At 38.4% G+C, this 25,686-nt stretch carries 24 protein-coding genes; 9 read left to right on the top strand and 15 right to left on the bottom strand.

All coding sequences use genetic code 11. The features are described 5' to 3' along the window. Positions 1-67 precede the first annotated feature (67 nt). The 10 genes from cydS to C9J31_RS06270 form a co-directional block, all read right to left on the bottom strand. Positions 68-163, bottom strand: a complete 96-nt coding sequence (gene cydS, locus C9J31_RS24210) for a cytochrome bd oxidase small subunit CydS family protein (protein ID WP_420798407.1) — start codon at positions 161-163, stop codon at positions 68-70. 13 nt (positions 164-176) lie between these two features. After that, positions 177-1,205 (bottom strand): cytochrome d ubiquinol oxidase subunit II, encoded by a 1,029-nt coding sequence (locus tag C9J31_RS06310; protein ID WP_107947914.1) that lies wholly within the window; start codon positions 1,203-1,205, stop codon positions 177-179. Beyond that, on the bottom strand, positions 1,196-2,536 hold the full coding sequence (locus C9J31_RS06305; protein ID WP_107947912.1) for a cytochrome ubiquinol oxidase subunit I: 1,341 nt from the start codon (positions 2,534-2,536) through the stop codon (positions 1,196-1,198). The genes C9J31_RS06310 and C9J31_RS06305 overlap by 10 nt, the downstream gene beginning before the upstream one ends. Positions 2,537-2,651: 115 nt before the next feature. Beyond that, a complete protein-coding gene (locus C9J31_RS06300) occupies positions 2,652-3,428 on the bottom strand; it encodes a sulfite exporter TauE/SafE family protein (RefSeq protein ID WP_107947910.1) in 777 nt (258 codons plus the stop codon). 600 nt (positions 3,429-4,028) lie between these two features. Beyond that, complete coding sequence (locus C9J31_RS06295) at positions 4,029-4,664, bottom strand: response regulator (RefSeq protein ID WP_107922982.1); 636 nt, start codon at positions 4,662-4,664, stop codon at positions 4,029-4,031. Beyond that, on the bottom strand, positions 4,657-5,685 hold the full coding sequence (locus tag C9J31_RS06290) for an ATP-binding protein (RefSeq protein ID WP_107922983.1): 1,029 nt from the start codon (positions 5,683-5,685) through the stop codon (positions 4,657-4,659). The genes C9J31_RS06295 and C9J31_RS06290 overlap by 8 nt, the downstream gene beginning before the upstream one ends. Before the next feature lie 34 nt (positions 5,686-5,719). Beyond that, the gene (locus tag C9J31_RS06285) at positions 5,720-6,055 is read right to left on the bottom strand and encodes a sulfurtransferase (protein ID WP_107922984.1); all 336 of its coding nucleotides are present in this window, start codon (positions 6,053-6,055) and stop codon (positions 5,720-5,722) included. A gap of 53 nt (positions 6,056-6,108) precedes the next feature. Further along, the gene (locus C9J31_RS06280; RefSeq protein ID WP_107947908.1) at positions 6,109-7,503 is read right to left on the bottom strand and encodes an MBL fold metallo-hydrolase; all 1,395 of its coding nucleotides are present in this window, start codon (positions 7,501-7,503) and stop codon (positions 6,109-6,111) included. A 14-nt stretch (positions 7,504-7,517) separates the two neighbouring features. Beyond that, the gene (locus tag C9J31_RS06275) at positions 7,518-8,057 is read right to left on the bottom strand and encodes a helical membrane plugin domain-containing protein (protein ID WP_107947906.1); all 540 of its coding nucleotides are present in this window, start codon (positions 8,055-8,057) and stop codon (positions 7,518-7,520) included. 16 nt (positions 8,058-8,073) lie between these two features. Further along, positions 8,074-9,267, bottom strand: coding sequence for an FAD/NAD(P)-binding oxidoreductase (locus C9J31_RS06270; protein WP_107947904.1), 1,194 nt, complete (start codon positions 9,265-9,267; stop codon positions 8,074-8,076). Between the two features lie 175 nt (positions 9,268-9,442). On the opposite strand from C9J31_RS06270, the gene cydD reads away from it, so the two are divergent. The 6 genes from cydD to C9J31_RS06240 all read left to right on the top strand — a co-directional run bounded on the left by cydD (position 9,443) and on the right by C9J31_RS06240 (position 16,544). Beyond that, positions 9,443-11,173: a thiol reductant ABC exporter subunit CydD gene (gene cydD, locus C9J31_RS06265; RefSeq protein ID WP_107947902.1), complete on the top strand. Its 1,731-nt coding sequence runs from the start codon at positions 9,443-9,445 to the stop codon at positions 11,171-11,173. Continuing rightward, on the top strand, positions 11,142-12,827 hold the full coding sequence (cydC, locus tag C9J31_RS06260; RefSeq protein WP_107947901.1) for a thiol reductant ABC exporter subunit CydC: 1,686 nt from the start codon (positions 11,142-11,144) through the stop codon (positions 12,825-12,827). The genes cydD and cydC overlap by 32 nt, the downstream gene beginning before the upstream one ends. A gap of 1,023 nt (positions 12,828-13,850) precedes the next feature. After that, a complete protein-coding gene (locus C9J31_RS06255; protein WP_107947899.1) occupies positions 13,851-14,210 on the top strand; it encodes a GntR family transcriptional regulator in 360 nt (119 codons plus the stop codon). A gap of 3 nt (positions 14,211-14,213) precedes the next feature. Further along, positions 14,214-15,080, top strand: a complete 867-nt coding sequence (locus C9J31_RS06250; protein ID WP_107947897.1) for an ABC transporter ATP-binding protein — start codon at positions 14,214-14,216, stop codon at positions 15,078-15,080. Beyond that, a complete protein-coding gene (locus C9J31_RS06245; RefSeq protein ID WP_107922992.1) occupies positions 15,077-15,772 on the top strand; it encodes a hypothetical protein in 696 nt (231 codons plus the stop codon). The genes C9J31_RS06250 and C9J31_RS06245 overlap by 4 nt, the downstream gene beginning before the upstream one ends. A gap of 64 nt (positions 15,773-15,836) precedes the next feature. After that, positions 15,837-16,544 (top strand): CPBP family intramembrane glutamic endopeptidase, encoded by a 708-nt coding sequence (locus C9J31_RS06240; RefSeq protein ID WP_107947895.1) that lies wholly within the window; start codon positions 15,837-15,839, stop codon positions 16,542-16,544. 112 nt (positions 16,545-16,656) lie between these two features. Here C9J31_RS06240 and C9J31_RS06235 read toward each other — a convergent pair whose 3' ends face one another. After that, positions 16,657-18,012, bottom strand: a complete 1,356-nt coding sequence (locus C9J31_RS06235; protein WP_107947893.1) for a YjiH family protein — start codon at positions 18,010-18,012, stop codon at positions 16,657-16,659. A 1,008-nt stretch (positions 18,013-19,020) separates the two neighbouring features. On the opposite strand from C9J31_RS06235, the gene C9J31_RS06230 reads away from it, so the two are divergent. Both C9J31_RS06230 and C9J31_RS06225 read left to right on the top strand, forming a co-directional pair. Continuing rightward, on the top strand, positions 19,021-19,347 hold the full coding sequence (locus C9J31_RS06230) for a CotD family spore coat protein (RefSeq protein ID WP_107947891.1): 327 nt from the start codon (positions 19,021-19,023) through the stop codon (positions 19,345-19,347). Between the two features lie 371 nt (positions 19,348-19,718). Then, positions 19,719-19,901 carry a YjcZ family sporulation protein gene (locus C9J31_RS06225; RefSeq protein ID WP_107947889.1) on the top strand — a complete coding sequence of 61 codons (183 nt, stop codon included), beginning with the start codon at positions 19,719-19,721 and terminating at the stop codon, positions 19,899-19,901. 299 nt (positions 19,902-20,200) lie between these two features. Here C9J31_RS06225 and glnA read toward each other — a convergent pair whose 3' ends face one another. The 3 genes from glnA to C9J31_RS06210 form a co-directional block, all read right to left on the bottom strand. Then, entirely contained in the window at positions 20,201-21,535 is a 1,335-nt protein-coding gene (gene glnA, locus C9J31_RS06220; protein WP_107922995.1) for a type I glutamate--ammonia ligase, read from the bottom strand. 100 nt (positions 21,536-21,635) lie between these two features. Beyond that, on the bottom strand, positions 21,636-22,010 hold the full coding sequence (locus C9J31_RS06215; protein ID WP_107922996.1) for a MerR family transcriptional regulator: 375 nt from the start codon (positions 22,008-22,010) through the stop codon (positions 21,636-21,638). Positions 22,011-22,151: 141 nt separating this feature from the next. Then, positions 22,152-23,417 carry a methionine gamma-lyase family protein gene (locus C9J31_RS06210; RefSeq protein WP_054767164.1) on the bottom strand — a complete coding sequence of 422 codons (1,266 nt, stop codon included), beginning with the start codon at positions 23,415-23,417 and terminating at the stop codon, positions 22,152-22,154. 385 nt (positions 23,418-23,802) lie between these two features. Here C9J31_RS06210 and C9J31_RS06205 point away from each other — a divergent pair, with 385 nt between their 5' ends. Beyond that, positions 23,803-24,408 carry a trimeric intracellular cation channel family protein gene (locus C9J31_RS06205; RefSeq protein ID WP_107947887.1) on the top strand — a complete coding sequence of 202 codons (606 nt, stop codon included), beginning with the start codon at positions 23,803-23,805 and terminating at the stop codon, positions 24,406-24,408. Positions 24,409-24,609: 201 nt separating this feature from the next. On the opposite strand, the gene cobT is transcribed toward C9J31_RS06205, so the two are convergent. After that, on the bottom strand, positions 24,610-25,665 hold the full coding sequence (cobT, locus tag C9J31_RS06200; protein ID WP_107922998.1) for a nicotinate-nucleotide--dimethylbenzimidazole phosphoribosyltransferase: 1,056 nt from the start codon (positions 25,663-25,665) through the stop codon (positions 24,610-24,612). Positions 25,666-25,686: the final 21 nt, after the last annotated feature.

Below are 25,686 nucleotides of genomic sequence, written 5' to 3'. Positions count from 1 at the left end.
ATTATTCGTTTGACATCATACCTAAAACAAAGGAATACGTCAAAAATATTTTGAAATCACAGCTTTATTACAAAAACTTCGTATTCAGTGCAGCCATAATTGCTACTCCAATCGATACAATGACTACTAGAATCGGTGCATAAAAAATTAAAAAATCATGCATTTTCTTACACTCCTTATACATGTGTTTCTTCTTTACCAGATACATAGTCTTTGTTAAAGACAAATAGCTTAAATACTAAATATAAAGAAGGTACAAGCAATACTAAGCCTGCGACAAATGCCACAACGAGTGCAATGGCCATCGCTTCATTCGTAAAACTATCGTGAATCGTTAAGTACGGATAAAGTAGATATGGATAGTGTGAAATCCCATAGGCGAAGAATGCGATCGCAAACTGGAAGATTAATAAAATGACGGCTAACCCATATTTTACTTTCGCCCATAATAGCCAAACTGTCGCTAAAAAGACAATGCCAGATAGCGCAAACAACCAAGATAAATCAACCATTTGGACATAATGCCAATTCCCAAGCGACTTTATCTCGATAATGATGCCCAGTGCACTAACAATAAGTGGCACCGCCCAAATAAGAGCGTATTTACGCATCAATTCACATGCTTTATGATCCCCTGCTTTTTGTGCGTACCATGTTAAAAAGACAGCTGAGATATACAGTACTGCAATGATACTTAATACAACGATGGACCATGATAATGGGCTTGTCAGCAATGCTTTGTAGTCTAAAACTGGCTGGTCGCCTTGCATCGTCACAAAACCACCTTCAGAAATCGTTAGAATGACCGAAAATGCAGCTGGGATAAAAAGACCTGACACCCCATAAGCGAGTGCATAGCCTTTATGTCCGCTCATACCGCTATAAGATTCAAAGGCATAGTAACTACCGCGAATTGCTAGCAAAATAAGCGCAACGGAAGCCGGTACTAATAAGATGGTACCGTAGTAATATGCGCTTTGCGGAAAGAATCCAACAATCCCAACAAAGAAAAAGACTAAAAAGACGTTGGTAATTTCCCATACCGGAGATAAATACCGCTTAATAATGTTTGACACAATATGGTCATTGCCGCGCATTAAACTATAGGCATTAAAAAATCCTGCGCCAAAATCAATCGATGCGACAATCACATAGCCTAATAAGAAGAGCCAAAGTACCGAAATACCTAGTATTTCTAATGCCATACAGATTCACCGCCTTGTCGTGCTGCTAATTCTTTTTCAACCGGGTTGTTTTTAAACATGCGACATAATACGACTAAACTGCCGATTGCCAACACAAAGTAAACAATCGCAAAGGCGATAAATAAATATTCTACGCCGGTAGCATTTGTCGCGCCGTCTTCTGTGCGCATAATGCCATATAATATCCATGGTTGTCGTCCTAATTCCGCTAACCACCAACCTGCTTCAATCGCTACAAGTGATAATGGACCACTTAAAACAATCAGCACTCGGAACCCTATTGATTCAACCCACTGCCACTTTCTCCATTTTCCTACTAAATAAGCTACTGAAAGGACAATCATCATCATACCGATCGCTACCATGATATCAAAGAAATAGTGGGTCATGAGTGGTGGATGTTCGTCTTCTGGATATTGATCTAACCCAATCACTTCTGCATTGAAATCATTACTAGCTAAAAAGCTTAACATTTTAGGAATGCGGATTTCATACTTGATTTCTCCTTCATCTAGTACACCAAAGAGGATTAAATCTGTCCCTTCTTCTGTTTCGAAATGCCACTCCGCTGCGGCTAGCTTTTCAGGCTGATATTCGGCTAAGTATTTTGCTGAAAAGTCACCAACTAATGCAGAAGCAATAGAGAAAATAACACCTAATTTCATCATCATAAATAATGATTTTTTGTGATACATATGGTCTTCGCCGCGCAATAGCTTATACGCTGCAATCGCCGCTAAAATAAAAGCTACCGTCATATAACTTGTTACGAGTACATGCCCGATTTTTGTCGGCATGGCCGGTGTAAACATCGCTAAAATTGGCTGAATATTAATGAGCTCACCATCGACGATATCAAACCCTTGCGGTGCATTCATAAAGGCATTGACAATCGTAATAAAAACGGCTGACATTGATGCCCCTATTGCTACAGGAATAAGCAATAATATATGATTTTTTGGATTCTTAAATCGATCCCATGTGTATAAATAGATTCCTAAGAAAATCGCCTCAAAGAAGAAAGCGAATGTTTCCATGAATAGCGGTAGTGCAATGACCTGCCCTGCTAATTCCATAAAGTCTGGCCACAGTAACGATAGCTGTAAGCCGATGACTGTACCTGTTACGACCCCAACTGCGACTGTAATTGTAAAGCCACGCGCCCAACGTCTTGCCATCATCGTGTAGTGCATATCATTTTTCTTATAGCCTACATATTGAGCAATTAAAATCATTAACGGTACACCCACACCTAGTGTTGCAAAAATAATATGGAAAGATAACGTTAATTCGGTTAATGCCCTACTCCAAAAGACAGTTGCCTGTTCCATCTAGATTCACTCCTAAACTCCAAATATTGTTGTAATCACCGCTACTAAAAAAACAGCTGAAATGGTGAAGCTCGTAATCATAAATCCTTTCGATTTTTCCATAACCAATCACCTCTTATAAAATATCTAACCATGTTTTAATGGCCGTACCTAAAATTAATAGTGCTAAAATAGCTTGTAGTGCTTTTGTATTGAGCTTGCCGCCGATCTTTGCGCCAAGTGGAGCCGCAAGTATACTTGCCACAATCATTACCGCTGCTGGTCCATAGTCGATTTGCCCAGTCATAATTTTGCCGACCGTTCCACCAATCGATGAAATAAACGTAATTGCTAAGCTCGTTGCAATCGTCATACGTGTTGGAATTTTCAATACAACCAGTAAAATTGGTACTAATAAAAAGCCACCTGCTGCTCCAACAATCCCCGAACCAACCCCAACAATAAACGCCAGGCTCGCTGCGAGTGGTTTACTAAATGTAATTTGATCTAACGGCTTATCGTCAATTTGCTTTTTCGGAATAAACATCATCATAGCTGCAATCAAGGCTAAAACACCATATACAATATTCACTGCCGCTTCTGATAACATGCTGGAACCAAAGCTACCGATGAAGCTGCCTGCTAAAATAGCTATACCCATATAAAGAATAAGCGTTTTGTTTAAATAGCCGCTTTTTCGATATGCCCATACACCTGCAATCGATGCAAATAATACTTGAATGGCACTAATACCGGATACTTCATGTGCGGTGAAGGCAGCTAATCCAAATAACGGAGGAATATACAAGAGCATTGGGTATTTAATGATGGATCCCCCAACACCTACCATCCCCGATACGAATGATCCAATAAAACCAATTAAAAATATGACGACGATGAATGTAAAATCCATCGTACACACCTTCCTTCTACCTTATTTACTTTAAGTATAGAGAGTGCGCTGTTTCTAAAGTATAGGGGGAAGCCCCTATACTTCCGGAGAAAAAGGCGGATTTGTGTGTTCGGAAAATCAATGACATGAGGGAAACTATTGGGAGGAGGAGGATGAACAAGTTTCTATTCTTCCCCTCAGCATCTAGCATGTAAAAAGCGATAAAGCCGATTGCTTTATCGCTCAAGACAAGGGTAAAAACGGATGATAAACTGTTCTTCGTTACAGAATGTTGGCCTGTATTGTCTACACGAAGTTGGACATAAAAATAAGGGCTAGTACATTCAGACTACCAACTAAGGAGCGTGCTACTATGTCACGGCAACGTCGCACTTTTACATCTGAATTTAAATTGCAAATTAGTGAAGTTTTATGAAAATGGAAAATCCCGTGCAGATATTGCCCGAAAATTTACTCTTAGTACGGTGAAGAGGTTAATCTATACAAAAAGACGGTCTTAGAAATTCTTTTCAACTTCAACCACTAACAAATATAAAAATATCAAAAAATCTGCCCACCTATTTTAAGGATGAGCAGATTTTATTGGACAGCCCTCGCATACTACGTAATGTACTTATTCGTAATGCCATATTGAATGAGCTCTGCCTTGTTATTTAAATGTAGCTTTTGCATAATGTTTGCTTTATGGTTTTCTACCGTTTTGGCACTAATAAATAGCTTTTCTGCAATTTGCATATTCGTAAATCCTAAAATAGTTAATCGAACAATTTCTTGTTCACGCGTTGATAAAATATCTGGGTTGTTTTTTCTTTTTTTCTTAAATAATTTTTCGATTTGTTCTCGTGGCAATCCGACTTCATAGTAGCGGCGTCCTGTATAGACACTTTGAATCGCTTCATACATTTCGCCACCTTGACTATTTTTTAAAATATAGCCATCTGCCCCAACTTCCATCGCCTGTTGAATATAGGCTATTTCGTTATGCATTGTCAGCATAATGACTTTCATTTCAGGTAAATTCTTTTTAATTTCCTTCGTAGCAGTAAAACCGTCCAAACCATTTGGGATCGAAATATCCATTAAAATCACATTCGGCTCTGTTTGGTAGGCAAGCTGAATCGCCTCTTCCCCGTCACTTGCCTCTCCTACAACTGTAATATCTGGATAATTCCCTAAAAGAAGTGCAATGCCCTTTCGTATTAAAACATGGTCATCGACGAGCAATATTTTAATCATGTTGCGGCCTCCATCTCGGAATGACAATATCAATACATGTACCTTGTCCTAATTTTGACATGATTGTACAAGTGCCGCCCAGCTGATCGACTCGTTCTTCCATATGCTTTAGACCAAGCCCCGCATTTTGAATCTTCTCTCGTTCAAAGCCAATCCCGTTATCTTGAATTGTCATATAAATATGCGTGTTGTCCTTTTTAATATGGATATGCACTTGTGTTGCTTTTGCATATTTAATAATATTATGCAGCGCTTCTTGTGTGATGCGATACAAATTAATCTCGACTGCTGGGTCACATCGGTCAAGACCACGTGTCGTTAATTGAATAGCCAAATCCGGTATTTTAATCGCATCAATTGTCGCCTGAATGGTTGGCTCTAACCCTAATTGGTCTAAACTGTGCGGTCGTAATTGATGAGAGTACGCGTTAATGTCATTCATTACCCTTTGCAGTTCCGCACGTACCTCGGAAATATACTCATTCAACTGGGCATTATCCTGAACAAATGATTCAATTGCTTGCAGCGCAACAGATACCGAAAATAATGATTGTCCGACACCATCATGTAGTTCTTGCGCTAACCGTTTATGTTCTGATTCTTTTGCTTCAATTAATGCTCGAATCATCTTTTTATTGATGGCCGCCTCTTGTGCTTTTTTAAATGTTTCCTGATCACGTAATACAAGCAGATATTCTGTTTCCCCTGTATTTTCATTAGCATAAATTGCGGCTGTGCTCATTTCGACATCAATCTTTCTCCCGTGATATGTGGGCATTTCCGATAAAAATGAAGGCACCTCATTGTTCGCAATTAGATAGCACGTTGATTCGCTGTGCTCCTTTTTTCGGGTCATACAATAGGAGCAATACGGCACAAAATCACCAATCTGCCAACCCGTCAAGCGTTGTGCAGCTGGGTTCATCATAATGATTTCCCTGCTTTCCTTCATAATGATAATACCATCTTGAATATGCTCATAAATTTGCTGTAAATACTCATTTTGTAGGCGGGATTGCATATTTTACGCCTCCTTATAAATCATCGCTTTTACTTTACACGGTTTTTTTCATCATCGTATAACTATTTACACTATACCCTTTTTTTCGTAAAAAACGGCTAGCCATATTTAAATCCATTTGACTTTCTACAAGCAGATGGATGGGGCGATTTTCGATTTCTGTATAAAAACGTGGCAGATAGCCATATGGAATATGCTTACTATCATAAACTAAACAGCCTGCTGTATTGTAATCACGCACATCAAATATTTGATGTGCCTCATCTACTTGGCGATACGGAATGACTTTCACCTGTTTGACGGGGACAAGACGGATATAAAAAATACGCGCTAAGACAATGCCTACTACACCGATTAGTAAAACTTTCATATGAAACCTCCAAAGAGTGCCTCACATTAGAAGGCACTCTTGATATTGATTAATTATTTTACTTCTTTCACCCATTGACCGTAACCGCCAGTCATATTGACTAAATTGTGGAAGCCGTTTGCTTTTAATATGCTGGCTGCAATAGCAGAACGACCACCTGCTTGACATTGAACAATGAGTTTTTTATGTTGTACTTCATCTAAACGATTTTTTAATGTACCCACCATAATGTGCTGTGCACCTTCAATATGCCCTTCGTTATATTCTGTTAGATTACGCACATCTAATACAACTACATCTTCTGCGTCCATCATAACTTTTGCCTCTGAAGGTGTAACATTTTCATATGAATCTAGTACATTCGCTTGCTCAATCATCGCCTCTACATGTGCATAACCTAGTACTTGGTCAATACCGATTGATCGAAGTGCGATCAGCATGTCATTCATCTGAGCAGGATCAACTAGTAAATATAAAGGTTCCTTGTAGTTAACAATCCAGCCCATCCAGTTTGTGAATGCGTTATTAAATGGCACGTTCTTCGTTCCCTTAATATGTCCTTGTGAGAAGCTTTGTGCATCACGTGTATCTACTACTTGCTGCCCTGCTGCAATCAATCCTTCAATTTCTTCAACAGAAGTAATAGCTTGTGGCTCTGGTAAATTTTTAATTAACGCAAGACCAATTTTATTGACTGATTTCATCACTGCAAAATAATAAGGTGGTTCTGGTTGACCGTCTAATAATGCTTTCACAAAGTCTGGCTCGTTGTTAAATTGCATTGCCCAGTTGAATTGTTTTTCATAGCCAACGGTTGTAGAAGGTACTGCACCAAGCGCTTTCCCACACGCACTACCTGCTCCATGAGCTGGCCATACTTGTAAATAGTCTGGTAATTGCTTAAAGCGCTCTACAGATGTATACATCACTTTTGCTCCTGCTTCAGCTGTACCTTGAATACCTGCTGCTTTTTCAAGTAAGTCTGGTCGACCAATATCCCCAGCAAATACAAAGTCACCTGTAAAGATGCCAATTGGTTTGTCTGCCGCTGCTCCATCTGTTAACAAGAATGAAATTGATTCTGGCGTATGACCTGGTGTATACATTACTTCAAAAGTCAGCTTACCAAGTTCAAATTTGTCACCATCTTTTAATAACACATGGTTAATGCCTTCTAAATTTTGGTATTTCCAGTTTTCATCGCCTTCATCTGAAATATACATTGTTGCACCAAAACGATCGGCTAACTCACGAGAACCTGCTACAAAATCGGCATGGATGTGCGTTTCTAACGCCCCAACGATTTTCATATTTTCTTTTTCAGCCACTTGGATGTATGGCTCAATGTTGCGCATTGGGTCAACAATCACTGCCTCGCCTTTTCGTTGACAACCTACCAGGTAAGAAGCGTGTGCTAATTTTTCATCATAGAAATAACGTAATAACATAAAATCCTCTCCTTTTAATTTGATTGTTTATTTAAAACCTGTAGTGTTGCTTGTACATATTTCAGTGACTTTTGAACACTCGGGTCTTTTAACCATTTCATAATGGTAAAGAGTTTTACTGGTTCTGCTGTTGCTTCTACTTGTTGTTGAATTTCTTTTACTAGCGATAAGCCTTGTTTTCCTTTTTCTACAACAGGTTCTGTGTAGGAGTGGATACTTGCTGTTGCATAATCGATTGTTTGTTTATTCCCTAACACAGCTGTTGCAAAATCGAGCATGTCCTCTAACTGATTAATCGTTTGTAAAAGCTTCGGCAATTTTGCTAATAAACCAACTAATGCTTCCACTGTTTCAAGATTTAAGTTATAGCTTCGTACAAGTTCGTCGTATTTTTGAATGGCTTGCTGATCTTGTAATACCGCTTGTCCAAAACTTACTATATTGCCGATTGCTTGTAAGTTTTTTTCATATGTCGGCAATTGCTGTAGTAATGATACGAGAGCAGTTTGAACTTCCGGCTGTGTTAGTTGCTCTAGTAACGGATTCGTATCCATCACACATGCCTCCTTCCTACATCGTTCCTTTTAGCATGCCGTCCCAGTACATGATCGGTAATAAATGTTTTTTCATAATATACATGCTCGTACGTTCAACTGCTTGGTTAAATGGCATAGATTCAGCAGGCTCTTTTGTATAGTCAAACTCTGCTAAAATTAACTTGTTGTAACCTGTTACAATTGGGCAAGATGAATAACCGTTATACGTTTTATCCATTATTTGATTGCGCATACAGGCTAGTACATTTTCGGCTACGACGGGCGCTTGCTTGCGAATGGCTGCTCCTGTTTTAGATGTTGGCAAGTTTGCACAGTCTCCAATACCGAATACGTTTGCATATTTTTTATGCTGCAATGTATACATATCCACATCTACCCAACCATTTTGATCAGCTAATGGGCTATTCGCGATAAATTTTGGTGCATTCATATAAGGTGTGACGTGAATCATGTCATACTTCACTTGCACTATTGCACCGGTATCTAGATTTTCGAAGATAGCGATTTTTTCATCCGTTTTAATTTCGATTAAGTTACGGCGGAATCGTGCATCGATTTGTTTTCGTTCCACTACTTTTTCTAGCGCCTCACGGTATTTAAGTACATCGAAAATGGCTGAATTTGCTGAACCGAATACAACGTTCATATTTTGACGAACCCCCACTTTACGGAAGTAATCTTCAGCTATATGCATAATTTTTTGTGGTGCACCACCGCATTTTACTGGTGAATTCGGGTGTGTAAATAAGGCTGTACCCGATTTTAAATTGCGAATAGTTTCCCATGTATAATCTACATGTTCAAATGAATAGTTACTGCAAACAGATTTTGTACCAAGCGCTTCTTTTAACCCTTTAATGGCACCCCAGTTAATTTCAATACCGCCTGCTACAACTAAGTAATCGTACGTAACAGTTGTTTGATCTCCTAGGATGACTTCGTTTCGTTCAGGTTTAAATTCAAGCACAGGTTGTTGCATCCATACTGCACCTTCGGGGATAATAGATTCCATTGAACGTTCAGAGTCTTCTTTTTTAGCAGCGCCTCCACCAACTAGCGTCCATAGCGGCTGATAATAATGCTTAGATGCTGGATCTATAATCGCCACTTCATGGAAGAGGCTTTGCGATTTTCTTATTAAGCGAGCGGCAACAGAAATACCAGCTGTTCCCCCACCAACAATGACGACGTTGAAAGAATTTTTCATGCTTCTTCCTTCTTTCTGCATTTTTGTGTTGTGAAACTTACACTCTCATCATAGTGAAATCTATATTTCAAAAACATAGGGGTTTCCCCCTAAACAATGACTTGTTTTTAGTGGAAAACCCCTAATTTTATTTATATTTATCTATATTAATATAAGAAGAAAGGAGCTGATACAAATGCATTCTTTACAAACATGGGCAGCGGCACATAAAGGGAAGCTGCTTATCCTCTTTGTTTTATCTGTATTTTTAGGTGGCAGTATCGTTCTACAAGGCTATAGCATTGTGCAAATTGTCAACCTTGTATTTATAGAACAAAGCCCTTTTTCATCTACACTTCGTTTTTTACTTTTATTATTTCTTGCTATTTTGTTACGCTTATTTACACAGTTTTGGCTAAATAGAATAGGTGGGACATTGGCTGAGCGTGTCAAAAATTCGATTCGCCAAGCATTGCTTCAGCATTGGACACAAAATGCAATGGAAGCGCAAATGACCACACAAACAGGTGAAAAGGTGACATTGTTAATTGATACAGTAGACCAATTAGAAAGTTACTACCGGGAATATATACCACAGGTCATCAAAACAACCGTCGTTCCACTCATGGTGTTAATCACTGTCTTTATGACACATGCGGCAAGTGGCTGGATTATGCTGATTACAGCCCCGTTTATTCCGTTAACGTATATCATCGTCGGCATGCAAACAAAAGCAAAAACCGAAGAACAATTAGTGGCGATGAATCGATTTTCTGGAAAATTCCTTGATTTACTGCAAGGACTTCAATCAATTCGCCTCTTTGGACAAAGTGATAAGCAAGAGGCTGTGCTAGCACAAAACAATAAAGGATTTATGGAACGTACATTGTCCGTTTTAAAAATTGCCTTTGCTTCCACATTATTTATTGAATTAATAACAACATTAGGGGTCGGATTGGTCGCGCTCGAGATTGGTTTTCAAATGATTGTCTTTCAGTCGCTCACTTTTGCACCTGCATTTTTTGTTTTAACATTAGCACCTGAGTACTACAATTCCTTAAAAGAACTCGGCGCAGCCTTTCATACAGGTCGGGGAAGTTTAGGCGCGGTTTCCATTATTGAAGAGGCTATGCAAACAACCGCAACACCCGTGCATTGGGGCAAAGAGTCGATTGACGATAAACCACAGCTTTCCTTACAAAACGCAACATACCAATATGAAAATGGACCGCTCATTGGCCCAATTTCTCTTGATGTAAAACCTGGGGAAATGGTTGCTTTAATCGGTCCAACTGGTCACGGTAAAACAACGATTTTAAATATGCTGTCAAGTATGGTGGAATTATCTAACGGTGCGGTTATAATCGATGGTAAACCGCGCACACAACTGTCAGAGCAAGATTGGTATCGTCAAATGAGCTATATTTCGCAACATCCATATGTATTTGCTGGTACGCTTCGAGATAATATTCGAATGGGGCTTTCAGCTACTGATGAGGAGATTTATGAAGCATTGCATAAAGCACAACTCACATCTTGGCTGGACACATTGTCTGAACAATTAGACACAAACATCGGTGAAGGTGGACGTGGATTATCTGGTGGCGAAAAACAACGCGTCGCTATTGCTCGTGCTTTTTTAAAGAACCCAGCAATTTTATTTTTCGATGAACCAACTGCCGGACTGGATGTGTTAACAGAGCAACTGCTCACACAAGCGATGTATACATTCCGTCAACATGCAACCGTCATTACGGTCGCACATCGATTCGAGAGCATTCAGCATGCTGATATATTATATATTATTGAAAATGGTCAAGTTAGCGTGAGCGGCACACATGCACAATTAGCATCTCACCCGTTTTACGAATATATGAAGAAAAGAGGTACGTATCATGAAAGCACTTATTCAGATGATTTTACATGATAAAAAAGATGTGCTACTTGCGATGACTGCTGGTACAATTAGCGGTCTTACAGCAGTCGCATTATTTGCACAGAGTGGCTTTCTCATTTCAAAAGCTGCTCTCATGCCTCCTTTCTATATCATTTTGATTTTAACGGCATTTTTAAAGCTTTTTGGTGTCGCCAAATCCGCTAGTAAATATGCCGAACGCTATATTTCACACCGTGTTACCTTTCGCTTTATAAGTGCTGTACGCATGCGCTTTTTTAAAAAGCTAGTACCGCAAACAAACTTATTATATTCATACAAAAGTGGCGATTTATTAAATCGGATTACGAGTGACGTGGATCTATTGCAACATTTTTTCTTAAGGGTCATCTATCCACCGTTTATTGCGCTATTTGTTTTTTTCGCAACGATTCTTTTTACACTGTGGTTTTCACCGTGGCTAGCACTGATTTTGATGATGGGCTTTATATTCACAAGTACAGTCGTCCCTGCAATTTTGATTTTTCAAAAATCGAATACAACTGTGCCAGTCAAAAATGCATTTACAAATGAAGCAGCGGAATATTTATACGGTTACCGTGATTTACAGCTACATTACCAATTAGCAACGAAGGAACAGTCGTTACAAATCATAAGTACAGATTATTCACGACTAAAAAAACAAGTGCTAAATCGTGAACAAAGCATACATTTTTGGAATCAGTTCATTTCTTTATTAACGGCGTTTTTCATCGTCAGTGTAGGAGCCTATTTCGTTTCCATCGGTACTTTAGATGGTTTATACCTTGCGATGCTAGTATTAGTGGCATTAACAGTGTTTGAATCGGCTATCCCACTTGCGATGCTACCTAGTCATTATAAAAATGCTCAAGAAGCGACCGCGCGATTAGATGCGATTGCACCACCCACTTCTCCTACTGAGCGTATGCCATTAGTAAGCAATAAGCCATTGCACATTACATGTGAAAATGTATCTTATACGTATCAAAACACATTGCATTCTGCTGTTTTACATGTCAATTGTACAATCGCCGCAGGTGAAAAAGTAGCGATTGTCGGTCCAAGTGGCTCTGGCAAATCCACATTATTTCAACTGCTTATTCATGAGTTCAAGCCGATTAGTGGCGAGATTTTTATAAATGAGCAGCCGATGCGCTCTATCGATGAGCAGGAACTTTGGGCACAAATGAGTATTCAATTACAGCATAATCACTTTTTCTCTGGCACCCTTCGAGAAAATTTACTACTGGCAAAACCAAACGCGACAGATGAAGAATTACAGCAAGTGCTCGACCAAGTATTTATTACGAAATCATTAACTGCTATTGTATATGAAAAAGGCGGCAATTTATCAGGAGGCGAAAAACAACGCCTGGCCTTTGCACGTGTCCTATTAAAAAATAGTGACCTTTGGCTGTTAGATGAACCATTCACGAGTGTAGATGCTCAAACCGAGGTGCATTTATTTAATACTTTACTCACGAAAGGAAAAGATAAAACAATTGTCCTAATTACACATAAGCTAATAGATTTAGCAAAAATGGACCGCATCTTCGTGATGAATAATGGCACACTAGCAGAAAGTGGGACATTTGATCAATTGCTTACACAGCACGGCCTTTTTTATACGATGTATATGCAACAAATACGTTGTGATAAAAAATGACTATGTGGGATCAACGCTTTAAACAATAGGAATATGTATACGGATTAGAAGCAAATAAATTTATATGAGAACAGTCTGACCGTTTTCCAACGGGCTCTACTATTATATGAAGACCAATAGCTCGCTTACGATACAGGTGGTCTCAAAGATGTAGAATGGCTTTACATGGACACGATGTATTAGCATGGGCACAGCTATTCCCATGGTGCATTTCTTTATAGGTGAAGCAACACGCTATGTTGTGCAAGTAATAGTGAAAAAGTAAAACAGATTTTGTAAGTCGTAGCACTTCATATAATCGAGGATGAATTGAAAGGATGAGGCATCTGCTCATCCTTTTAATTTTGTTGTGGTTTACACGATGGGGTTACTTGGGTCTGCTGGTTTTGACTGGATAGCCCCACGTTTTGCTCGTTCGTCCAAGCACTTTTGACCGTTGATGATGACCAATTTCGCTCAATCTAGACAGTTTATCATTCCACCACTTCAACAATCACCTTTGCCTCTAGCTGATATTTTTCGTCCTGCTCCACTTCGATGACAAAGGCCGTTCGCTCCATTAATTTCATGTTGTTCAAGTTAGCTAAGGTAATGAAATTTATTCAAAATGCTGTGATGATTAGATTAACTCATTAGCTACTTTAAATTTTTTAGCATAAGTACCCCATTTTATCGGATTTCTACAATGACCTATATTTTCGTAGTAATTCCCCTCCTATTTGTGTATACATTCCCACGATTTATTAAGGCAATTCCAGCACCACTTATAGCAATCTTTAAAAAACAGCCTTTAATTATAATCAATAATGTTTAGTTGCCGACATTGTTGTTATAAATTTTTATTTTAATCGACAACAACTTTTTATGTTAATTGAAAATAAGCTGGAAAATCATTTACAGATTCAAACTTTATGTGTGCGTTACATCAAGTGAAAATTTTTCCATCAAATGGATTGACAATTTTCACATCACGTTATATAGTTAGTTACACAACTAACTAACCAACGAACTAGGAGGTGTATTGTGAGCTATTCGTTAAGCAATGAAAAGCCTATTTTCCAACAAATTCGTGAACGCATTGAGGATTCTATTCTCGATGAACTGTTACAGCCTGAAGATCGCATTCCATCAACAAATGAATTTGCCAAAGAATATCAAATCAACCCTGCTACAGCAGGAAAGGGCGTGAACGAATTAGTGGATAAGGGTGTGATTTATAAAAAACGTGGCGTCGGTATGTTTGTTAGTACTGATGCGCGAAAGATATTAATTGCTGAGCGGAAAGAAAGTTTTTTTGCCCAGCATATTGAACCACTGAAAAAAGAAGCCACAAGATTAGGCATCTCACATGAAGAATTACAAAATATGTTACAAAGGGGATAACTTATGATGATTAAAGTAAGTAATGTAAGTAAATCGTATAAGCACAAGCAGGCGTTAAAAAATGTCTCGTTTACGATTGAAGGTCCGAAAATCATTGGTTTCTTAGGTCATAACGGTGCTGGAAAAACGACCTTCTTAAATCTGTTAGCAGGACTCATTGTTCCATCTAACGGAAGTGTTTGTGTGAATGGAGAAAATGTCTTTAATGCCCCATCTATTTTACGTGACATTTGCTTTGTTGCAGAGAGTGGTAATTTTCAAGAGGAAATGACGATTGCTCAAAGCTTAAAAGCCAATAGCTTCTTTTATCCAAAATGGGATGAAAATCTTGCTTTAGAGCTACTACAGGTATTTGCGCTTAATCCAAAAGACAAAGTGCGCAGTCTGTCGAAGGGAATGGTCTCGGCACTGGGTATTATTACAGGGTTTGCAAGCAATGCCGCCATCACGATTTTTGATGAACCTTATATCGGGCTAGATGTAGCCGGACGTAATACATTTTATGATTTATTAATTGAAAAGCAGTCTGATAATCCAAGATTATTTATCTTGTCAACGCATTTAATTGATGAAGCAAGTGCGTTGTTTGAGGAAATCCTTATCCTTCACGAAGGACAATTACTACTTCAAAAAACGGCGGATGAATGGCATCAGCATATTGTCGCTGTGAAAGGTGGCGCTCTTGATGTCGAGCAGGCAACTGCTGGTTTAGAGGTTATTTACCAGCATTCGTTCATGCAGGAAATGACCGCCGTAGTCTACGCCAATGGCCGCACGATCGAAGGCAACAATATTACACGTGAAAGTGTTTCTCTACAAGACATGTTGGTGTATTTAAGTAAACAGCAGAAAGCGAGGGTAATTGTATGAATACAGTAAAGGGGAGCTTTTATGTATTATTTCAAAGCTATAAAAAGAAAAATATTATATTCTGGAGTATTTTATTTTCCATTGTTTTACTGTCATTTTTCTTAGACACCTTTTTTGGTAAGTATATTTCCTTTGTCATCACGATTTCTATACCTGTCTATATTTTTTATAGTACGATGGGCGCTAAAATATTAAATAGAACCATGCCATATTTTTTAAAGCTTGGTTTAAGTCGTTGGCAATATCTATGCAATGTTGGACTTTTTTTCATCGTGTGGAGCATTGCAGGAGCGCTCATTATTACTTGCACCCATACAATGATTACCTACTTTTCTGACCTATTGCATATTAAAGATACGATCATTATTCATCCTATTCAATTCTTTGAAAATGCCCAGTCATTTTTACTAACGATTACTTTAGACACAGTGTTACTATTATTTTTCCTTCTTTCTGGACTTTTATTAAATGTTGTCTTTTATCGTTTAGGCACACTAGGTGGCTATAGTTTTATAGGATTGCTGGCATTGATTCCGATTGTCATGGTGATTTTCGAATGGTACCTCCCACTGTATAATCTGCTATCAGAGGCTTCTGTTTATGTCCTATTAAGTAGTTTACTAGGTATTAGTATTCTGCTCTATACAGTAATTACAAGTGCTATGTATAAGGCATCAGCGAATCCAGCCTAAATCTAATTATATTATCATAAGATGTACGGATATAAGAAATTCAGCATCGAAAGGAATCCATGAAATGAACAAAAAGATTACCTTTAAACTTATAGGTTTGGAATTACTGTTAATATTTTTCTATGTTTTCAACGGTGCTTATGTATCCATTCAGCAACCTTCTAGCCCGTTTTTACAATTTGCCCTGTTGATACCATTAGCACTTGGACTCCTACTATATATTGCTTCGAAAAAAATGTGGCGTAATTATTTCTTTGCCCCTATCAACAAAGATTATATTTTCATATGTAGTCCACTTTTGCTCGTTTTATGTATTATTTTCATCAGTACGAAGGGCTTAAATTTCGAATCCTTTAGCGATTTACTGTTAATGTTTATCATGCAAATGTTCGTCGTTGCATTTATTGAAGAAACAGTTTTCAGAGGAATCATGCTTCGAATATTATTAGCTAAGGGTACTTTTACCGCTGTATGGATCTCTAGCATACTTTTTGCTGTAACACATGCCTTACAGCTAATAGCCGGACAATCAGTTGAAGATACTATCATACAGATTATATACGCATTACTGGTAGGTCTTGTTCTCTCTTTACTCATACTAGATGGTCAATCTATTATACTGACGATTCTATTTCATGGCCTCAATAATTTCTTCAACTTTATGGGTAATGAAGAAGGTTCAATGCTGACGGCATATATCATTATTTCTGTACTAGTTGTCTATATGATATTCCTATGGAAGCGCGTAAAGAAAAAAGTACCTAAACACTAATGAAATGAAAACAGCCAAGTCAGCTCAATTTAGCACTTGGCTGTTTTTATTGGTGTAACCACTAAAAAAGCAACTGCTTACATTCATAAGATGTAAACAATTGCCGTTAAGACTAGAAGAGTATATGTGCAACTAATGCTGCAATTGGTAGTGAAATGATTGTTCGTAATAAAAATAGGACAATTAAATCAAAAAATTTCAGTGGAATTTTTGTACCTAAGATCAGCCCACCTACTTCAGACATATAGATCAACTGTGAAACAGAAACAACAGCAATTACAAAGCGTGTCGTTTCAGCTTCAATACCTGCGCCCAAAATGGAAGGCAGGAACATATCGGCAAAGCCAACAACCATTGTTTGTGCTGCCTCAGACGCTTCTGGTAAGCCGAGCACTTCTAAAATAGGTTCGAATGGCATCCCTAACACTGTAAAGATATTCGTGAATTCAGCAAGCATTAAAGCAGTTGTACCAAATGCCATAACAATGGGTGCGACGCCAATCCATAAATCCAAGACATTTCTAAACCCATCTTTTAAAAATTGGCCAGGACTACGATTTGCATGTGCGACTGTTAACGCATTTTCCAAGCCATGTGTCACAGAGTTATAGCCTTCTGGTAATTGCTCACGTGATAAATCTACTGGTGTACCGTCAATATAAGTATCTTCCTTTTTCGCAAGTGGATAAATGCGAGGCATCACGATAGCTAGCACAATCCCACAAAGTACAACCGTTAAATAATATGGAATAAAATAGCGCTCCAAGTGAACTGTTTCTAACACGACGATACAGAAAGTAATAGACACAACAGAGAAGCTGGTTGCAATAATAGCTGACTCTTTTTTCGTGTAATTCCCCATCTCATATTGTTTACTCGTCATTAAAACACCAATCGTCCCATCACCAACCCACGAAGTAAGTGCGTCAACAGAGGAGCGTCCAGGGCTTTTAAAAAGTGGACGCATGATTTTCACCATCATTGTACCGAAAAACTCAAGTAAGCCGAAGTTTGTTAAAAATGGTAATAACAATCCAGCAAATAAGAAAATTGTAAATAAAAATGTTACTAAACCATCATTTGGATCCATCAATAATCCGCCAGTATTTTCATTGCTAATGGCAGCTGGTCCGAAATTAAAGACAACCATCGATGCAAACACTAAACCGATAAGACGAATGATTGTCCAAAACCAATTTACATAAAATAATGAATCTAAAATACTAGGTTCTTTAGTATTTTTTCGAGGAATAAATTTAGCAATAAGTGCGCCGATAGCCGATATCGCAAACATCGATACAGTAAAATAGCTAATGACGGGTGCCAAAATTCCCGCTAGCAAATTTGCTAAAATGGCAATCGGTACTTTCCAACCTGCATCTGTTAAAACTGGTGTCATGAATAATAGGACACCAATAAGAGATGGAATAATAAAGTAAAAATAAGTGGAAGTAGGATATTTTTTCATATTTTTCAATAAACCTCATTTCTCTATTTTGATTGAAGTTCCATATAAGCTTGCTCATTATGCACTGTTAAAATATCAATATATGTAAGTACCGTTTCATCTGAATGAAACTTGAACACATAAAAAAACATTCCTCTAAAAAGTATCAAGGAATGACCAGCTCTACTTTTTTATCATTAACATAGGCATTTACAATTTCTTAATATTAAACCGGACTTCAACTTGATGCTCTAGGCAAACATCAAACTATGCCCTTCAAAATTCCTAACATCTTGTCATACATTAAGTCGATTTATATCGTGTAAAGTGCACATTTAGATTTGTAAAATAAATTTCTGTGTTAAAAGTAAAATTAACCATTTATCACACAAGAAATCTTTCAAACATCTCCCCCCATATATTTTCAACTTCCCCTCGTATCATCCTCCGATATGGTGAACGCTCAGTGCCATATCATTTGTCCCTTGTCCGCTACAAAAATAAATGTAGATACTGTTTTCGCTCATAATATCACAAGTTATAAAGACATTGAAGCATTCGATGAAATTTAAAATAATACTCATATTATTCATATTTTTATAATATTTCTGTATTATCAAACTATTGTAAATCCTATAATGCATTCGGTTCAACCTAACATAAAAGTGAATTTTTATACAATTGAAATAATGGCAATCATTTCACTATTATGGCATTTGTCAATAGCAATCTTGCCTCGTATTATGGCCTTTCTCTACTATTAGCCGCGCCCTTTTTAAGGAATGGAAAATATTATATCCCTTAGCAAGGCATTCCTTCTAACAAAAGGAAGCTCCTGAGGTTTTTACATTTTCACTTAACTTGTATACGGCTTTCTTTCTTTCATTAGTAGGTCGTAACACATATCATTTCTATTGTTATTGCCTAAGAGATTTAACCAGCGCTTAATAGGCATACAAATAGACCATTTAGTCTTACATCTCATATGTTAATTATGAACGACAACTTATCAAAACAGGAGGTTTTAACATGTTTAATCGCAATCGCCGTCATGGTAAAGGTCCACACTGCTGTCCGCCACAAACAATGCCTACACAATTTGATCCGCCGCAGTTTTTACCAGCTGAACAATATGTTCGCACTAACTATATCCATACTGTCGTACCACACGTTCAACCTGCACATATCACAACTGTCAACAAACATATCTTCGATCATCAATACTATTTCCCTTGTACAGAATCCGTAGTAAATGAGTGCTGTGAAAATCACACACTTTGTGAAATGCCACCTAACCCTTGCCATATGCCACAGCACTGCCATATGCCACATCATCATAGACGTATGGGCTATTAATAAAACAAAGCGATGGGCTTTTTTGCTCATCGCTTTTTCTTTTGCACCGGGAATAAAAGGTCACGGCACGCCTTCTTTTTTTGAATTAATATTTAAACGTAAGAAAGATTAAGGAAAAATGAGGTTTCATTACCTTTTTTCTTTCTCTTTATAGCACAATTTATCAATTGTCTGTATATCACTATGGGATAACGTACGCATAAGCAGTACCTACCTTAATTTTCTTAATTGAATTTCAGATATCACTTTTGTTAGAGTAATCTTTTTTGTTTATTTCTTAAATTTTCTTGCAATAGAGCGATTGATTAGACGAATACCCTTCTCCTTTCAATGACAATACATAAAATAAACTTTAGAAAGGAGTGGTCCTGATGGGATATTTTGGAAATATAGGTAATTATAATAGTTGTTGCGGCGGCTACTATGGTAATGACTATGGCAAGGGTTATTGCATGGACTATGGTAAGGATAATAGTTCAACATTCGTGTTAATCGTTGTTCTATTTATACTTCTAATTATTGTTGGCGCAACTTTCATGCAAAAAGATTATTAATATTTATTTTTAAGTGTAAAAAATGAAAAGAAGGCTAGTACCTTCATTATTTGCAACTATCAATAATCCCCATAACCCCTTCTACAAACTATCATCATAGTGGTGTATGGCTAATCTATCAGCCGTATACACTTCTGATATGATCAAAGGGTCACTCCCAGCCTGGTGACCCTTTATATTTTACTCCTAATATTCATTATTATCGTTAAAAGCAACAAAAAGATTCTAGTTTTAGAACCTCATTTAACTGTTCCTGTGTCAGTGTGGGCATAAAAATAAAGAAGCGTTGGAGCTTTTAATTAGTACATTTTTAAATATTGATCGCGTTCCCATTGGTGTACGGTTGTGCGGTACATGTCGAACTCGATTTCTTTTGCTTCTTTGAAGTTTGCATAAATGTGCTCACCTAGTGCTTCTTGCGCAATTTTGTCTTTCGCAAGTAATGCTAAAGCGTCATCAAGTGCTGGTGGTAGATTTTCAATACCATTGGCCTTACGCTCTTCTTCACTCATTACATAGATGTTACGGTTAATCGCAGCTGGTGGTGTTAATTGTTGGCGAATTCCTTCAAGGCCCGCTTCTAAAATAACAGCCATTGCTAAATAAGGATTTGCTGCAGGGTCTACTGAACGAACTTCTACACGAGTTGAAAGTCCACGTGCAGATGGAATACGAATCAGTGGTGAACGATTTTGTGCTGACCATGCTACGTAACATGGCGCTTCATAACCAGGTACAAGTCGTTTATAAGAGTTAACTGTTGGGTTTGTTACTGCCGTGAAGCCTTGAACATGCTTAAGCACCCCTGCCATGAATTGCATTGCTGTTTCAGAAAGACCAAGTTCTGTTGATTCATCGAAGAATGCATTTTCTTTACCTTTAAATAAAGATACGTTGAAGTGCATACCAGAACCCGCTTCACCGAATAATGGTTTTGGCATGAATGTAGCATGTAGGCCATGTTTGCGTGCAATTGTTTTAACAACTAATTTAAATGTTTGGATGTTGTCACAAGCAGTGATGGCATCAGCATATTTGAAGTCGATTTCATGTTGTCCAGGCGCTACCTCATGGTGAGAAGCTTCGATTTCAAAGCCCATTTCTTCAAGCTCTAATACGATGTCACGACGGCAATTTTCACCTAAATCTGTTGGTGCTAAGTCGAAGTAACCACCGTGGTCATTAACTTCTAATGTTGGCTCGCCTTTTGCATCTAATTTGAATAAGAAGAATTCTGGCTCAGGCCCTAAGTTGAAGCTTGTGAAGCCTAAGTCTTCCATTTTTTTCAGGATTCGTTTTAAGTTGTTACGTGGGTCACCAGCAAATGGGTCGCCTTTTGCAGTGTACACGTCACAGATGAAACGTGCTACTTTCCCTTTTTCAGAAGTCCAAGGGAACACTACGAAAGAATCTAAATCAGGATATAAGTACATATCTGATTCTTCGATACGTACGAAGCCTTCAATGGATGAGCCATCGAACATCATTTTGTTTTCTAGTGCTTTGTCTAGTTGGCTAACAGGAATTTCAACGTTTTTGATTGTGCCAAGAATATCCGTAAATTGCAAACGAATAAAGCTTACATTTTTTTCTTCGATTAGACGCTTAATGTCCTCTTTTGTGTATTTACCCACAGTTTTCCACACTCCTATAAATTGTCTAGCTTATATCATTACTCTACCCTATTAATAGAACAATAAACCGTCCGCTTAAAAAGCAACCTGTTGCTCAATTTTAATAGAATCGAGATAAATCCCCACGTCTGATGGATGATTTTTGCATGCGCTGTGCTTGACGCATTTCTTCACGCATTATTCGACGCAATTCTGTGTCGCTTAAATCTGGTTCTTCTGTTGCAACAGGATCAAGTTTTTTAGCGAATAATTTTTTAATCTTCGCCATATTCATGCCCTGCTCCAAGTAATCTTTTACTTCTAGCAGTGTGTCGACATCATTTAATGAAAACATACGACGATTGCCTTCTGTTCGGTGTGGCTCGATTAAATGGTGTTCTTCATAATAACGAATTTGGCGTGCCGAAAGCTCGGTCAATTGCATCACGATACTCATAGATAATAACGGCATAGTTCGTCTAATTTCACGACTCATTTAAGTCCCCTCCAATACCCGCTAATCATATAACGAAAATTTTTCACTGTCAATAAAGATGTAAGGTTTCCTAACATCGTTTTTTAGATTTTTTTTAAACGGATGAAAATTTGTAAAAACCGATGAAAATTCGTGCATGGATTATCTATTGTCTGCCTCTTTTGGAATAGATTGCACGGCGCTGCAAATGGCAAATTTCACATGTTCGTACGTTAGGCCCCCCTGTATAAATGCCGTATAAGGCGGACGAATTGGACCATCCGCTGTGAGTTCAATACTCGAACCTTGAATAAATGTGCCTGCCGCCATAATGACATCATCTTCATATCCTGGCATATACGCTGGTTCTGGGGCATAATGCGCATTTATCGGGGAATTCGCTTGAATTTCTCGACAAAAAGCAATCATCTGCTCCGCTGTTTGGAAAGAAACCGATTGAATTAAATCCGTACGTACAGCATCATAACTAGGTGATGTCACCATACCTGCTTCTTCCAACATTCCTGCTGTGAAAATGGCTCCTTTTAATGCTTGGGCTACTACATGAGGGGCAAGGAAAAAGCCTTGATAGAAATCACCTAACGTATTTAATGTTGCACCGGCCTCCGCACCAATGCCTGGTGACGTCATACGGTAGGCACATTTCTCTACTAAATCAGCACGGCCAGCAATATAACCACCTATTTTGGCTAAGCCACCACCTGGGTTTTTAATAAGCGAGCCTGCCATTAAATCCGCACCTACCTCTGTCGGCTCAAGTGCCTCGACAAATTCACCGTAGCAATTATCCACAAATATAACTGCTTCTGGGGCAAGTTGGCGGACCTTAGCACACATTTCTGCTATTTGTGCAATCGTAAATGACGGTCTTGTTGCATAGCCCTTTGATCGTTGAATAGCAATCATTTTGGTGTTTGGTGTAATGGCTGCTGCCACACCTTGCCAATCAATTGTTTGGTTATCGACTAGGTCCACATGGCGATAGCCGATGTTATAATCCTTCAGTGATCCAGTATCCTTCTCCCCACCATCAACAATGGATTGTAAAGTATCATATGGTTGACCAGAAATATACAGCAACTCATCACCTGGACGTAACACACCGAATAAACTAAGCGTAATGGCATGCGTACCCGAGATAATTTGTGGACGCACTATGGCCGCTTGTGCTCCAAACACCTCTGCATATACGCGCTCAAGATTGTCACGACCTTCATCATCGTAGCCATAGCCATTAGAAGGATGCAGATGATAATCACTTACCTGATGCTTTCTAAATGCCGCAAGCACCTTTTGCTGATTGAAAAACGCCATTTCCTCTACCTTTGCATGATAAGGACGGACCTTTTCCTCTATTATAGCCGCGAAAGCTAGCGTGTTTTCTGTTAAATTGCTTGTAAAAGTCATTGTTTTCGTCTCCGTTTCACATTTGTCCTCCGTAAAAGGTCCGTCATTCGTTCAACACCCATAGAAAAGTGAAAAAATAAGTTTGATGAACGATTACTAACTGACCATTAAATACTCGAACTGTTTACTAGTATTCAGTAGAGAGAATCCCCCACTCATTGGAGTTTTGCTTAATCCCAGTCCTATCTTAACAATTTGTAAGCCTACCTGCAAAACTTGCCTATTGTTTCTAGAGGTAAGATGCGCTAAGCTAATGTGCGGACTTATTCCAAAAAAAGTATTCAAATGCTGAATTTAGCTACAAAATTCATAGATTCTGTTACATTCAGCAAAAGTCTTTAACTTTATTGCTAAAGTTAATTATTTGTTAGAAGGGGTGAAAGGGATGGCTTGGGAGTTTTTTAGCATTATTGGGACAATTGCCTTCGCTATTTCCGGGGCAATAATTGCGATGGAGGAAGAATACGATTTATTCGGTGTCTATATACTTGGTATTGTTACGGCATTTGGTGGCGGTGCCATCCGAAATTTACTTATTGGTTTGCCTGTGACAACACTGTGGGGACAGGATATGATGTTTCAAATCGCCTTAGCGGCGATTACCATATTTTTTATATTTCCACACCATCTTATTCAGCATTGGCATCGCTGGGGTAATTTCACAGATGCTATTGGATTGTCGGCATTTGCGATTCAAGGCGCATTATATGCTGTCAAACTCGACATGCCAATTAGTGCGGTGATAGTTGCCGCTGTTTTAACAGGTTCAGGCGGTGGGATTGTTCGTGATGTATTAGCTAGACGCAAACCACTCGTACTACGCGATGAAATCTATGGCGTCTGGGCAGCATTAGCAGGGCTTTTCGTAGGCCTTGAATTATTATCAGGAGATATCTTTTTATATGTATTATTTGGTGTCATAACGGCATTACGCATTCTTTCTTATATGAAAAAATGGCGTTTGCCTTTACGGAAGTTAAATCGAGCATAACTAAGCCCTGTATTAATAACAAGCCCAAATAGCTAGTACGGTTATTTGGACTTGTTTTCCTGTATTTCTTATAAAAGATCAACGCTACGCTTACCGAATACTGTTTCCCTGTTATCCTTTTATAGTGATTCTAGTCAATATAGTGGCACTACGTTTTATGAACTCATTTTATTTCCTTCATTAAAAACTTTAAAATATAGGTTACTTTTCTAACATCATCATAGATTCCTCTAATGTAGCCATGTTATTCATCATGGAGCAAGCTGCATCCAAAATAGGGAATGCTAAAGCTGCACCCGATCCCTCTCCTAATCGCATATTCATATGTAGCATCGGTTCAACTCCCAGCATTTCAGCAGCAATTTTAGCACCTGGTTCTTCAGAGGCATGAGAAGGAATGATATAGTCTTTCACTTGTGGTTCAAGCTCATAGGCAATTAGTGCCGCAATCGTAGAAATAAAGCCATCGATGACAACCGGTTTGCGATTGGCAGCAGCTGCCAGTACGACTCCAGCCATAGCGCCTATTTCTAAACCACCGACTTTTGCAAGAATATCAATAACGTCATCGCGTTTTGGATTGTTTAAGGCAATGGCTTTTTGAATGACCTCTACTTTATGCGCAAGCCCTCCTGTTCCAACACCTGCACCGAATCCAGTCACTTCACACGGATTACATCCATGAAGAACCGATAAAATCGCAGCACTTGGTGTTGTATTGCCAATGCCCATTTCACCTGTCCCGAGTAAATCCGCTCCACTTCTAATTTCCCCCATCGCTACTTCAATTCCTACTTCAATAGATTGAATCGCTTGTTCCCTTGACATAGCAGGACCCTTTGCCATATTATCCGTGCCGTATTTAATTTTTTTAATCATGACACCTGCATCGAGTGGAATATCCTCTTTTACGCCAACGTCTACTGTGACAATTTTTGCATTGGTTATTTTTGCGACAGCACAAACACCTGTTAAGCCTTTTGGAAAATTTAATGTTTGAAAGAGCGTCACATTTTGCGGGTTTGACGTCACCCCTTCGTCACAAACACCGTGGTCTGCCGCACAGACAATGATGGCTTTACGATCAATCTTCGGAAATAATTGTCCCGTGATACCAGATAGCTGCACGGCAAGAGACTCAAGTTTACCTAAGCTTCCAGGTGGTTTACTAAGGATATCTATTCGTTCCCTCGCTTTCTCCATCATATTGTTGTCAACTGGCTGAATGTTTTGTATCGTTTGTTGTAATAATTGCATGACAATTTCTCCTTTTTTGTT

The sequence above is a fragment of the Lysinibacillus parviboronicapiens genome (genome assembly GCF_003049605.2).
Lineage (GTDB): Bacteria > Bacillota > Bacilli > Bacillales_A > Planococcaceae > Lysinibacillus > Lysinibacillus parviboronicapiens.
Note: the sequence above shows the minus strand (reverse complement) of the source record. Positions and strands in the feature narration are given on the sequence as shown.